The sequence below is a fragment of the Paenibacillus paridis genome, from assembly GCF_006345825.1.
GTDB classification, from domain to species: Bacteria; Bacillota; Bacilli; order Paenibacillales; family Paenibacillaceae; genus Pristimantibacillus; species Pristimantibacillus paridis.
Window position 1 is genome coordinate 169,060 of sequence record NZ_VCIX01000075.1, and the last position, 14,493, is coordinate 183,552.

At 48.5% G+C, this 14,493-nt stretch carries 7 protein-coding genes; 1 reads left to right on the forward strand and 6 read right to left on the reverse strand.

Features of this window, described 5'->3' with window-relative positions:
• Window positions 1-155: 155 nt before the first annotated feature.
• The 4 genes from FJQ58_RS06960 to flgB form a co-directional block, all read right to left on the reverse strand.
• Entirely contained in the window at window positions 156-7,943 is a 7,788-nt protein-coding gene (locus tag FJQ58_RS06960) for a pullulanase (RefSeq protein WP_139991698.1), read from the reverse strand.
• Between the two features lie 706 nt (window positions 7,944-8,649).
• The gene (locus tag FJQ58_RS06970; protein ID WP_139991699.1) at window positions 8,650-9,075 is read right to left on the reverse strand and encodes a hypothetical protein; all 426 of its coding nucleotides are present in this window, start codon (window positions 9,073-9,075) and stop codon (window positions 8,650-8,652) included.
• 327 nt (window positions 9,076-9,402) lie between these two features.
• Window positions 9,403-9,639 carry a hypothetical protein gene (locus FJQ58_RS06975; protein ID WP_202915227.1) on the reverse strand — a complete coding sequence of 79 codons (237 nt, stop codon included), beginning with the start codon at window positions 9,637-9,639 and terminating at the stop codon, window positions 9,403-9,405.
• A gap of 141 nt (window positions 9,640-9,780) precedes the next feature.
• Complete coding sequence (gene flgB, locus FJQ58_RS06980) at window positions 9,781-10,188, reverse strand: flagellar basal body rod protein FlgB (protein WP_139991700.1); 408 nt, start codon at window positions 10,186-10,188, stop codon at window positions 9,781-9,783.
• A gap of 205 nt (window positions 10,189-10,393) precedes the next feature.
• Here flgB and FJQ58_RS06985 point away from each other — a divergent pair, with 205 nt between their 5' ends.
• Entirely contained in the window at window positions 10,394-11,443 is a 1,050-nt protein-coding gene (locus tag FJQ58_RS06985) for a hypothetical protein (protein ID WP_139991701.1), read from the forward strand.
• Window positions 11,444-11,670: 227 nt separating this feature from the next.
• On the opposite strand, the gene FJQ58_RS06990 is transcribed toward FJQ58_RS06985, so the two are convergent.
• Window positions 11,671-13,779 (reverse strand): methyl-accepting chemotaxis protein, encoded by a 2,109-nt coding sequence (locus FJQ58_RS06990; RefSeq protein WP_139991702.1) that lies wholly within the window; start codon window positions 13,777-13,779, stop codon window positions 11,671-11,673.
• A 233-nt stretch (window positions 13,780-14,012) separates the two neighbouring features.
• The gene (locus tag FJQ58_RS06995) at window positions 14,013-14,438 is read right to left on the reverse strand and encodes a DUF6157 family protein (protein WP_139991703.1); all 426 of its coding nucleotides are present in this window, start codon (window positions 14,436-14,438) and stop codon (window positions 14,013-14,015) included.
• Window positions 14,439-14,493 lie beyond the last annotated feature (55 nt).

Sequence of the window (14,493 nt, forward strand, 5' to 3'; positions counted from 1 at the left end):
TCTTGCCAAATCCGAGTTACAGCGTATATGTATTAAAAAAACCTCCCAAACCACTTTCAGAGCGGTTTAGGAGGCTTATCCTTGAGGGATTCAAGTCAACGTCTACAAGACTCAAGACTGCTAATTTTTTTAATCTGAATCCGTTGTGTTTTCGTCTACTTACTTAGCAGGTTATAAATAACCTGGGCACTCTCGGCGCGCGTCAGCTTGCCCTTCGGCATAAAGGAACCTCCGTCTATGCCCTGCACCAGCTCAAGCTCGGAAGCGCGAGCAATCGAGTCAATTGCCCAATGGCTAATTTGGCTGCTATCCATATAACCAGCATCATTAGCAGCAGTAACATTCTCCTTACCTTTGCTTACCTCATAAGCGCGCATAACCATAACGACCATCTCTTCGCGGCTAATCGTGTCGTTTGGCGCAAAACTGCTGCCGCTGCGCCCTTTCACAAGGCCCAGCTTACTTGCCGTAGCTACGTATGAGGAATACCAGTGATCAGCAGCGACATCGGAGAAGTTCGCTTTGCCCTCTGCTTTAGCACCCAACGCACGAACCAGCATTGCCGCAAATTCGGCACGCGTCACTTGCGTTTGCGGTGCAAATTGCGTGTCGTTGAGGCCAGTTACGATATGCTTCGCTGTCAGAAACTTAATTGCTGCAGAAGCCCAGTGGCTAGCTGGTACGTCAGCAAAGGATCGCTCATAGGCAAGCGCGGCATAGCTGCTAAAATGGTCTACCTCTACGCTTATGCCATTTCCATTCAGCACGCCACCGTAATATTCCAGCTTTCCATCCTCGCCCATATAATAGATTCCCACTTTGTCTTTGTCTGCATTGGCATGCAGCTTAAAGGTGAGCGTAATCGGCGAACCGAACTTCGTAACCTTTACCACTTTCCCATCTTTGGTCCAAAGGCTCAAATGGAAATCGTAAATCTCGGAGGCTGCATCTACCTTAATATAGTCCGTTCCCGAACGTTCCATCAGCTCTTTAACCTCAGCAGCCGTAAGCGGCTTGAATTCGAATAATATACGGGCAGCGTTTGCTTCGTCTCCAACTGCCAAAGCTTGAAGCTCAGCCAGCATTTCGTTAGAGAGTGTAATCGTCAGGCTGTTGGCTTCTAATATTAATGCATTGCCTTCAAGCAATGTCGCTGCTTGGAGCGGCAGTAGAACAGCCCGTTTACCGTCTGCCACCTGAACCGTTACATTGCCATCCTTACCGCTCTTCAGCGTGCTTTCCTCCACCACCTGAGCGTCCGTCGGCTGCGGCTTAGTTCCGGAGCCATTCGGCGTTGGCAGCGTGCCTGGGGTTGTTGTCGGCGATGTTGGCGACGGTGTCGCTTCCGGCGATGCCGTTGGCCCTGTTGTCGGCGAAGGCGTCGCTTCCGGTGATGCTGTTGGCCCTGCCGTTGGGGACAGCGTCACTTCCGGTGATGCCGTTGGCCCTGTTGTCGGCGAAGGCGTCGCTTCCGGCGATGCTGTTGGTCCTGTCGTTGGTGATGGCGTCGCTTCTGGTGATGCCGTTGGCTCTATTGTCGGCGAAGGCGTCGGCTCAACACCTGCGACCTCACTCAGAATAACCGTACCGCCTTCGTTTCTTCCCGGCACTTCGATGGTAAGCTCACCTGCTGCCGCGACCTTGTAAAGCTTGCCGCTATATTCATCCCTAGCTTCCGCTCCATCCGGGAACGGAACGGTCAGTGTCACCAGCTTGCTAGCCGTCGAAGTATTAATAATCGTAACTACATTATTGCCCTCATACTGTTTGTTGAAAGCCAGATAACCGAGCTCATCCGAGCCCGCCAGCCTCGTCCGGGCTCCCTTCGCATACACCTTCGAGAACTTCGCCCTAATGCTGAGCAGCTTCTGATAATGGTCATGCAGCGCTTGCTCGGCTTCGAGCTGATCCCACGGCATATCTGCACGGTTTTCGCTAAATAGTCCCGCACTCATATCGCGTGCATTCGCACCGGATCGTCCCAGCTCTTCCCCGTAATAGATGACCGGCTGGCCTTTCGCCGTTATTTGCAGAGCCGCTGCAATTTTTAACTTCCCTTTGTCCCCATCCACAAAGTGGGAGAGGAAACCATCCTCGTCATGGCTGCTCAAAAATTGACCCATCGTTGCTCCGTTATCCAGCTTCGCCTCGCGTTCAGCCAAATATGCATCAACCGCATCAATAGCGCCGTTAACGAAATCTCGCGCTCTGTCATTAAAGCTGAAATCGAGCAAGCTATCCATTTGACCGCTGCGAAGCATGCCTCCGTCACCGTCGATCGTAGCTCCATAGTACTCGCCAATTAGCTTAAAGCCCGGATCGATCGTGGTCAGCGCGTTCTTGAACGCCTTCCATGTCGTGCTCTCCACATGCTTCACCGTATCGACGCGGAAGAAATCGATCGTATCCCCTCGCTCCGTTCTGGCCCGCTCCAGCCAGCCTGCTTGCCATTCTATGATTTTCTCGCGTACGGCCGGGTCTTCCGTCTTGAAATCCGGCAGATGGTCCAGCTCTCCTTCGATCGGATTGGTGCTGGCCTGAACGCCATTCGTTCTCAGCATGCCATCGAAGCGCGCTTTATCCTCAGCCGTAATGCCTGGGCGATTCTCTTCGGGCTTCAAACCATAGCCCGTATGGTTCAGCACGACATCGACCATAATCTTAATGCCTTTGTCATGGGCTTTGTTGATCAGCTCCTTGAACGTATCCATATCCCCAAGGTGCTCGTCGAGCTTGGTGAAATCTTTCGCCCAATATCCATGGTAGCCATATTGCTTGCTATTGAAATCAACGCCCTTATTGAAATCAATGTTGTCAACGATTGGCGTGATCCAAAGCGTATTGATGCCAAGCTCCTCCAGGTAGTCCAGTTTGTCGATCATCCCTCTGAAATCGCCGCCATGGTAAGCTTCCAAATGGCTCTTATCCACATCCGCGTTATTGGAGGAATCACCATCCGCAAACCGATCGGTCAGCGCAAAATAAATGCGGGCCTCATCCCAGTCAAAATCCAGCTTGCCCGCATACGTCCTCGCTTTTACCGTTATCGAGCCTTTATGTGTATGCTTATTGCCGTACTCATCAACTAGCGTAATCGGGAGTTCCTTTACTCCTGCGGTTATAGAATCCTTCACGCCAATGGTTTGGGCCATCAGCCCAGTATCAAAGGCGACCTTGGCCGGCCCGCCCAAAGCCGTAAGGTCCATATACCCTTCCGCATAAGCAATCTCCTCCGAAGCAGCCGCTTCAATCGTCAACACAGAGCTCTCGTTATAGGAGATAGAAGCTGGGCTAGCGGCCGCGTTCATTGTGACCGATGGCTTCCGGTACGTTACCACCGATTTGCCGTCCGTTGTGTTTTTCGGATCAGTCATTTCAACAGTTGCCGAATTCTTCTTCGTTACTAGGAAGGTATACTCGTATACGCCCCCTTCAATATCATGAAGCGTATAAGCAAACCATTCCTTGGCAGCATCGTACACCATGTCGTACGTCATGTCGTTCACTTTAACCTTCATATCCGTAATATCGCCAAGCCGTCCCTCGCGGAACAAAACATCATCTCGGTAGAGGAAGGTGAGCGTCCCATCCTTCAGCACAGGACCATTGACCACGGGCAAAATATCAAGCTGGCTAACCATGCTCGTAATATTCACCTTGGTAAACGCAGCCCCCGGAGCGATCGGAATGACCCGGTCATCCGGAATATCCTGCTTCGCCGTGTTCCAGTCCGTACCCTTGCGGAGCACGAAGCCGACACTCGTCGTATCCGGCGAAATTTCCAGCATCACGGTTGCGACGCCATTTTCAACCTTGTCAAAGTTGATTTGGTCGTTCTTGACGCCCGTATTCCAAATCCAGAGATTCCAATCCGCGTAGTTTTTGTCCGGACGGATATAATTCAATTGAACATAGCGCTTCGTTGATTCCGTCGTTACGGACACAGCCGCGCTTGCTGTTGCCCCTTGGAAAGTGACCGTTACCGTAGCAGCTCCAGCGCCGATAGCAGTTACTAAGCCGCTAGAAGATACAGCAATCACATCAGGATAATCTGTAGAATAAGCCGCCAAACCTGTGACTTTGCGCTTGCTGCCGTCGCTGTATTTTGCAAAAACGGCCGTTTGATGCGTGCTTCCAACCTGCAGCGTATAGCTTGCGCTGTCCAGCTCAAGGCCGGTAAGCGTTGGGGCAGCTGCATCCAGCTTAATAATCACTGCACTTAGCGGCTCAAGCGTGATCGAGCTTGCGATCAGTTCGAATCCGGATGGAACAGTCACCGCTCCCAATCCCGCCTCATCATTGTCCACAAGCACCGTGCCTGCGGTTAAATCCTCCGACAATGCGAGCGTTCTTGGTTTGCTATCCGCATTAACAAATACGTAGTAGTTGCCGGAGCCGTCGGTTGCTTTATTTTTGTAGCCGATGACCAGATCATTTGCTTTGATATCTGCGGAAGGAATCAGCGTCACGTTGGAATCGACCAAATCCTTATCACCCAGTCGAAAGGCGTCCGTATGCTTCCGAAGCGCGATCAGCCCCGCCGTATATTCTTTGGTGATGTGGTTGACCGGATATTGCACCTCGTTTGCCGCCTTCTGCCAGTCAAACTTGTTGATCGCATCCGAAGAATCATAGGAATCGTGGATAAAATATCCGAACGGATTCCCGTCTTCATCCGCCAGCTCATGATACTTCTGCTCTGGCACTCCTGCGCCTAGCCACTGCTTCGTTCTGCCATATTCCTGCCCGGCATGAAGGAAAGCCGTGCCCTGCGAAGTAAGGATGAGCAAGTTGCCCAGCCGTACACGCTTATGGATTTCCAAATCATTCGCCGCGATCGACGGGTCCTTCTTAATAGATTGAGCGATTACATCGTATAAAGGCAAATTATCATGAGCCTCAATATACTGGACCATATCGCCCGGATCGTCCGCAGGCGTATTGCCAGGCTGTGCCTTGATGTTATCCAGAATCGTAGCGATGCTCCTTGCCCCGCCTGTAATAAACCTTGGCTCGCCTTCCGAGCCGTAGCCTGACTTCAATTCATTGCGGATTTCGTCGGAGAACACACCCACGTTATCCGTTTTGTCCATCCAAGCTTGATCGGCTCCTTTACCCTCCAAGGATTGATCGGACGCTGCTCCTCCGAACGTTTTCCAGCCTTCGCCGATAAACAGCGCGTTCGGATTAACGCTCGCTGCCGCATCATAAGCGTTTTGAACGGAATCGTAAGTGGCATCGCCCATCATATCCCAGCGCATTCCGTCGATCTTGTATTCCTCGAACCAATATTTAACGGAATCCACCATCAGCTTCTCCGCCATTTTGTGCGAGGTCGCGAGGTTGTTGCCGAAGCCGCCAATATTATTGCCGTTGGCATCCTGGAACGCATAATAATTCGGTACGATATCGTTCAGAAAGCTCGCTTTGGCCATATGGGTGTACACCACGTCGAGGACGACGCCCATGCCCGCATCGTGGATAGCAGCGACCAAATCCTTCAGTTCCTTGACTCTAAGCTCTGGGTCTGCCGCATTTTCCGAATAGGCGCCATCCGGTGAGAAATAGCTGTGCGGATCATACCCCCAGTTGTATTCATTATCCAGCGCGGAATATTCCGTTTCCCTCACGTCCATAGCCGCTTCATCGCCATAGTACCAAGCCATGACCGGAAGCAGCTGAACATGCGTCACACCAAGTGATTTAATATAATCGAGCTTATCCTTGAAGGCGCTGTAGGAGCCCCATCTCGCATTCAAATCGCTAGCGATCGAAGGATCAGAGGTGAAATCCCGAATATGCGCCTCCCATATGATTGCATCCTCTCTTTTCTCATAGCCGTCAATCTGGGCAAAATCAAAATCCGCCGCAGGATCGGTTTGGCTCAGATCCACAATTGCCGCTTTCCCGACCGTATCCCCGTCCGCTCCAGCCTCGCCCTTCGTATTCACCCTAAATACGGCCATTGACTTGGCATAAGGATCGAGCACCTGCTTGGTGATGCCATCATTGGTAACCTCATATTGATAAAAATAACCTTTCACATCGGTAACGCCAGACGCGCTCAGGTCTTCAGGCGTTAGTGCCGCGGACCATACGCCTTGGTTGCCCTTGGCTAGCGGCTTGCTGCCAACAAGCTGGGTAGCGTCGTTTTTATCATAAACCTTGACTACTACAGAGCTTGCCGTTGGCGCCCAGAGCTTCAAAGCAGCCTGACCATCTTCGTAGGTCGCTCCAAGATCGTCGCCCTCGTAGGCATAGACTTCGTCCAGCATTCTCCAGCCGGTAACGGCGGAGACGGTTTTGCCCTGGTAAGTCACCTGCAAAGGGGCTTGCTCCAGCTGAATGTCTACCTCTGCCAGAGCTGTTTTCTTATCCGCATTCAGCACCACTTGCTGGACCGCAACGGGCGCGCCGTTCTTGTCCGTGATGGAGATTGCGGACTTCAATTCATCCGCAGCAAGCCCGTCCGTCATCGTAAACGAAAGGAGCAGCTTGCTTTCCGATAAAATCTCCGCGGAAACGAGTCCTGTCGGCATCTCCCAATAAGGTGACACATAAACCGTATTGTCCCCTTCTCTGATCCACAGCTGGTCATAGCGGTCCAGAAGGCTGAAGGTACGGTCGCCGCCGTCCTTGTCGCCAGAAGTCCGGTTAACGACTAGAAAGCTTATTTTCTGCGCATTCGGCTGCAGCTCAATATCGGTATAACCGCCGTAGCGGTCTACGTTGCCTGCTTGGAATGCCGCCGCCCCGGCCGGCCAGCCCTCCGATGGAGCCGCTACCTGATCCCATAGCCATAAGCCGTAAGCGCTTTGGTTCTGATCGGCACGAACATAATGAATACGAACCGTATTCTCGGGAAGCTCAACCGGCTCATATTCATAAACTTTATCCGAGCCTTGCTTGGTCCAAACTTCATTCTTTTCCGGCGAATCCAGCGCAATCGCTTTGTCTCCCCCATCCTTGGAGCCATCCGTACGATTAACGATTAGAAAACCGATTTTCGTGGCCCCTGCCGCTAGTGGGATATCTACATAGGTGCCATAGGCATCTGCCTTTCCGGCTAAGAACACGGTTGCTCCGCTTGGCCAGTTGGCGGATGGGGAAGCCACATGATCCCAAAGCCAAAGGCCGTACTGCTCATATAAGCCATCGGCCCTGCTGTAATGCACGCGGAGATGGTTCGCAGGGATCGGATCGGCATTAGGATCGACGGGTACGGTGAACGTCGCCTTCACTTCATGATTGCCCGCATGGTATTGGAACGTAACGGGAAGCTCCTCAGGCAGCGCCAAAACTAGATTTTGCGCAGGATATGACTCATCCCAATTAGAGCCAAGCGCCAGCTTATATTCATAGGTGCCTTGAGGCACTTTTTTCGTAATCGTGTATACGTTGTCAAAATCTTGATCGTCAAGAATCGAGAGCGCCGCCTCCGGCTGCCAGTTGCCTGGATCGCCGATTGCGGTTTGCAGGCTGCCTACTATGCGCGGGAGCTTATCTGCAGCGATTGGAGTGTAATACGTGGAGTCGGCAATTTTATGCGTGATGTGGTTGTAATAAAAGGTAATTTCCGTCTCTTCCGTTAATACCAGCTTAATGTTGCCGCCGCTATCTTCGCCACTTGGGTTTGTGTAGCTGGCAAAACCGTAGCTTTCCGTCCACGCTCCGTCGATAGCGACTTTATATTCATAAGTGCCAGCGGGCAAAGTGCCCGTTAAGCTATAATATCCATTGCCCAAGCTGTCCATTTCAGTCGCTTTGGCTGCCGGGTCCCAGTCTCCCGTATGGCCAAGCTCAGACTGCAAATCCCCTACGAGCACCGCCTGCGGCAGCGTTTCTGCACTCGCTTGAATTGGATAAATGCCGATCACTGACCAAAGCATGGCTGCAATCAGCAGCATCGACAACAGCCTCTTTTGTTTGAAAACCAAGCTCATTCGAATGAACCCTCCCTCATTTTTCGAACCTTGTTTAACCCAGAAAAGCCATAAGCGCTCCGTTAACTCTCCGGCTGCGACACCTCCTGACCTTCATAAAAATGATCACTCACAATTGTGCAATCGTTTGCATAAAACATAAAATAAATACAAACTTCTCTCTACCGTTCCTTCCTTAATCTCAATTTACGGAAAGAAACCAATGAAAGCGTTTGCCTAAGCTCATATTAATCCTCTAAATAAAGCGTTGTCAATTGTTTTTCTCTAAAAAAGACCTATCTATACATCCTTATTCATCTAAAATCAATAAAATGATAACGTTTGCGCATATAGCTGTACTCTAGAATCGTTTGTCATTTTTATCAACTAACGAAACTCGTACTCACTAAAAACCTATCAAAAATGTGAATACAGGCGGAAAAGAAAATTGTATGATGCCTGAGGAAGTTCGTAAAAAGCGTATAGAACATCAGTTGGAACTGCTCTCTATGTCCAGTAACAGCAAACATATTACCGCTAACAAAAGCGGACATTTCCCTCAATTCTCAGAACCAAAACTCGTTATCGATGCGATCAAAAATTGTGTGAAAGAAATAAGCCAAATGAAGTAAATAAATACTTCTTCTACTATGCTCTATTAACCGTTCGCCTAATGTGAAAAAGAGCAGCTGCCTTAGCACACTGCTCCTTTCAGGTTCCGCTATAATTACTCATTAAAGATCCATTTTTCTTTATAAAATCTGACTTTCCCATCCATGCTTTCTTCCATGTTCGTTCCTACATCGACGGAACGATGCCATGCTGTATAATATTTATTTCCAATTCGATATTGAATCTCATAAACGGAATTATCCTTTTCAACCTCAGAACTGAATGGAGTTTGCTTGTCTTTGATTTTATTTACAGAAATAATCACGCCATTCCGTGAATGAATCATATCCTGAATACCGTGCTTTTTCATTTGTTTGAAAGAAATAAATATAATAGCAGAGAGTAGAAAGCAAACGGCTATGGTGCTAACAAATATTCTATTAGAGATTTTTTTATTACTTCTAAAGTTAACAGTTAATCCTAATCCAAATAGAAGACTAAAACAAAATAGAAATATACAAATGGCTTGTATTTGATTCATCGTTTCACCTGTATGTTTTTATTCGTAAAGCTCAATATGAAAAATCACATTATACAACAGTATTATACAAAATAAGAATGATGAATCTAAACCACCATTACCTCCTCAAAACCTAGCGCCCCTGTCTTTATTCAACAGTTCTTTTCCATTAGCGTAATAATCTAATAAGAAATTCATTCCACTGGAGATCGAATGCCTCGCTAATGAACTCTGTAACGCTTGAGCTTGCGGCAGGTCAGGATGGCGTCTCCGTATACGAAATGTCGATTCATGAGAACAAGCTCTGCATTAAAGAAATACACTCTGAATGTTCAAAATTTTTCTTAATTAATCACTGAAGTCTTTGAATAGAAACTCCAACTCTCCAGCATCATAAATATCTCCATCGTTGATGAATTTTTCAATCTCTACCGTACCATCTGCAAAATACTCTATTTCCCACCGTTGTCCAGGAACAGCTACTTCAACCATGACAGCATCATTTCTAACTTTGTTCAGTTTATAAAATATATGATTATCCTCTAATTTATTAAGGAAAGTAATTAACTCGCTTATACCAGACACATCATCGCCCCACGGTATGTAAGTTGAGAATTATATTAAAGTTGCCCGTTATTATTCCGTGTTAGGATAAACAGAAAAATACATAAATGAGCCCGGCACTAGCGTCCATCTTCCCTGCTAGCGCCTGGCTCACAGTCTGGTCTATTTCAGATCAGCAAACATCTTCATGTATTTACTGTAGTGACCACTAACGCGATCAATCATATAATTGTATTCAAGTTGGTTTTGGGCCAGATTGGCCATCTCTTTGTCAACGTCGACATTATTCCGATTGTTATTCATGGTCGTGTCGCTGTGTTCAACTATTTTATAGGGAATGACCCCCGACCCGAAGGTTTGCGGAAGATGTCGCTCGTTCGTCCGGTTGAGCTGTACATTTTCTCCGTTCCCCGCCGTAATCATCTTCTCCAATTCTTCCTCGAAGGCGACGCTTTTCACTTTGTATCCCGGCGTCTCAGTATTCGCAAGGTTCCCTGTAATCACCTTATGTCTTAACTCCAGAATATGAAGCAAAGATTCGTTACGGATCGAATTTTGGGTTTCGAACATCTCTCATCTCCTCAATTCATAAGTCTATGAATTTGTATATCATAAAATGGTACGCTCCATTCCGATAGACGTTTCAAACTTCGCTGAATTACTTGCAAAGCACTTATACATAAAGGTTTTTGTCGAGACTATGCTAAAATTGAGAGACTGCGACACTACTGGATCCACACGAGGGAAAAACTAACCAACGATCTGGAGGAATACAATGATGATACGATTGACTCCCGCGAAAACGCTCGTAGGCTCTTATGGCTTTTGTGCGAGAAACAATGAGGCACCTGCCGTTTATTTGTATGACATGGAATATAGAGTATACCGCCTTGATGAGAGCTTGACGCATCATGAAGCAGGAAGTATTTCCAACCAAGCAAAGCTTCAATTCAACACCCTATCGTTTCATCCGTTTATGGAGCGCGCTGCCTTTATCATGGAGGACGGTTCACTTGGCCTAGGAGATTTTTCCGGTCAACTGTTGTGGAGCAAGGTTGGGAGTTTCGAATGTGTATTGTTCTCGCGTGAGGGAAGCCTGATTTGGACAGCTCAGAAGCTTGATGAGAATCGTCTTCGAATATCGGTTTACCTTAGCGAAGATGGCACTCTAGTACATACGCACGAAATGGAAGATCCCTTATATGACAGTGCTCTGCGAATGATGGATATACCTGCTTCGGACTCTGTAACGCTTGAGCTTGCGGCAGGTCAGGATGGCGTCTCCGTATACGAACTGTCGATTCATGAGAACCAGCTCTGCATCAAAGAAATGTTTCCGAATGGGTGCTATATTTCGCCAGCATGGCATCCTGACGGCACAACCTTGTTCACGTTAGAGAACGATATGCGTTTGTTTGCTTGTTTTTCTTATCCGGCATTTGAGCTGTCCATGGAGCAGGAGCAGTTCGAAGAAGACCAAGAGGAAGAGGACTCCGATATGAATCCGGGTTATGAAATGCTCTATTTGAACAACGGACTGGCCGTTACACAAAATATGAATGATCGGTTTTTCTTGTTTAATCCAAGTCAAATGGAGCGATCTGACGAATTGATCTTCGAAGGATATGAACCTGTACCGACGAATACTGTATTTCCTAATTTGTTGGAAGACACTTCAATACACTCGCAAGTGAGCTCGTTTGAAAGAGTAGGCCAGTTATTCATCGCCAAAACCAATTCCCTCTATGCAACGCAACACATGCTTATTATGGAGGAAGCAGCAGTGGCTGAGGCCATCAGTTCTAAAGTTAAGAGCCTAGAGTAAACGCATGCCTGTGTGCATGAAAGTACATAAACAAATCCTCATCATATGACCCCTGTGCACAACGCTCCAGAACTCAGGCCTTCACCTAAACTATGAACAAAAGTATCCACTTATCCCCAAAACGACACACAAGTTATCCACATGTGCAGAACTATATTTTCCTCATCAAAAAAAAACATGGCGCTCAGCCCCGACCTCCGCTGAGCACCATGCCTTCTTCCCGTTCGCTATATTTTAAATTGATCCAGTTTCTCAAGCAGCTCCTGAACCATGTTGCTCAATGCTTCCGCTGAAGCAGAGATTTCCTCCATGGAGGCAAGCTGCTCCTCCGATGCTGCGGCAACGCTTTGCGATTCCGAGGAAGCATCCGATGCTAGGTCGGCTAGCTGTACAACGCTCGCAGAAATTTGTTCCGTGCTGGCCGTCATTTGCTGCGCCGCCGCGGATACCTCTTGAATTTGATCATTGACCTGCGACATTTCAGTCAGGATCGAAGCGAACAATTGGCCGCTATCCGCGACGCTCTTCACGCCCTGCTGCACCTTCTCGTTGCCTGCCGCCATCGTTAGTGCCGCCTTATGCGTATCCCCACGTACATCCTCCACCAAGCCGGTTACTTGCTCGGCAGCTTTTTTAGTCTGCTCGGCCAGCTTGCGGATTTCTGCGGCTACAACGGCAAATCCTCTGCCATGCTCCCCTACTCTTGAGGCTTCAATCGCTGCATTCAAAGCAAGCAGATTCGTTTGCGTGCTTATGCCCGAAATAATATCAATCATGCCGCCGATCTGGTCCGACCGTTGACCTAAACGGTCGATCGCGCTTCCCGTTTCTGCTACCGACCTTTGCAGCTCATCCATCAGATGAATGGCAGCTTGAAGCTGCGCGCTGCCGGCTTTTGTCTGCTGTGCCACATCCTCCGCGGATGATGAGACTGACGCTGAAGAATCTGCAATACGCTGAACGCCTATCGTCATTTCCCCCATCGCCTGCGACGCTTCCGACGCATAACCATGCTGGCTTTGCGCACCTTCGGCCACATGCCCGATCGACACTGCAATCGTCTCGGACGCTTTGCCGGTTTGTTCCGCACTGGCGGTTAGCTGTTCGGAAGTAGCGCCTACTGCCATGGATAAGTCGGAAACGAGACGGAACATTCCCCTAAGCTTGGACGTCATTTCGTTAAAATGTCCGCTCATGATGCCGAACTCATCGCCTGTCCGAATTTGAAGCTGCTGCGTCAAATCCCCTTGCGACATAAGCTGGAGCTTGCCCGACAGCACACGAAGCGGCTTTATCACCATGCTCCATATAAGGAATGCCATAACGCCCGCCAAGATTAGCATCGCAGCAGCCGCTGTCAAAATAGCGATAAGCTTAGCTTTGTTGTATTCCGCCAAAATAACATCCTTTGATACCGCCGTCTGCGTATACCAAACCTGTTCGCTGCCCGGCATTTGGATCGTCTCGAACACGCGGAGTACGCTGAGTCCCCCGGAATTCAATGTGTAGGCCTTGTGGTTCTTCCCACTGATGACTTGCTCCCATAATTTCTGTTTATCGGGACTATCCCCGTAAGCCTGCAAAATCGATGCCGGATCATTCGGATTCGCAGCGTAAACACCTTTAGAAGTAATCAGCGCTACATAACCTTCAAGCGGTTTATATTGTGCCGCTTCCGCCTGAAGCTCCGAAAGCGAGAGATCGATACCAACGATGCCAAGAAAAGTACCCTTGGCATCCAAGATCGGGTAGACGATCGACATCAATTCCGTTTGTACGCCAGCCGCCTCATAGGTGTACGGCTCAATATAAGAAAGCTTCTTGCTCGCCTTTGGTATAAGATAGTAATTGCCGGCTCCCGGTCTTTCATAGTCTTTCAACGGCTCGGCTGCCACATTTTCACCATTATGGATAAGGTAGGGCACGAATCTCCCGGATGCATCGTCATAGGCAGCTTTGTTTCGGTTTGCCTGGTCATTGCCATCGAACGCTCCCGGCTCCCAGAGCGTATAAATACCGAATACATCCGGCCGCTCTTGCAGAACTCGGCTCATAATGGCAATGGCATCCTCCCGTGACAGGCTATTGGTCTTCCGTGTATCCACCAGCAGTGAAGATAGCGTTTGCAAGGTAGCTTCAAGCTCCGTCATCTTGTTTTCAATCGTTGTTGCGTATTCCATACCAGCCTTCTCGGCCTCAAGTTCACCTTTGCTTATGCTCGTTGACCGTAGCTGCTGCAAATTTGCGAGCAATATGGACCCAAGTACCAAAGCAATCACTAATCCGACCACAGCAATAAACTTAAATGTTAAAGACAGCTTCCGAAATACGGTCATATGCTCAACTCCACCCTTTGTAATAAGACATTAATCGACAAAAAACGACTAAAACATAATAGACATGAATGCCTGTTTAAAAAAATAATTGATGGGCTGCCCATTCGCCCCTTTTCCCCCTTAACATGCAAAAAAACCGGCGCCTTTACATAAGGCTCTACCGGTTTTCCTGTTGATTTTTCTCATTCATCCATGCGTTTATTATAACGTTCATCACAAGTATTATTTTATGCTTATTTTTTGCTGCTTCTCATGCCAGCGACTACCTTTAAATTCTCCCGTTTGCCTTCTGCAAACTGTTGATACTCTGCCGACTCCTTCGGTATGAGCGCAAGCTTGCCCTCCTCATCGAAATGGATGCCCCATCCGTATTTCTTCGGAAGCATGGACGCTCGCAAACAAGCTTTCGGCTTGGAAAAAAAGGCACTACGAATCGTTTCTCCGCGCTCTGTAAGCTCCTCCTGCGAAATGCCCTGATGGCGAACATGCACCTCAAACATCAGCTCTTCCTGCGTATAGCGATATGGATGCTCGGCTGCCAGCTCATATTCCAAGCTCGGCTTCGTTCTTCCGCTCTTCTTATCCGGCGGCACCATTCCGAATTCCACTGGGCAATCCGCAGAGACGGTAATGAACGTATTATAATAATTCCAGTCCATTGCTTGTCCTCCTCGTGAGAGATAGATACTCTTAGTATAGACTCTTTGCTCATTC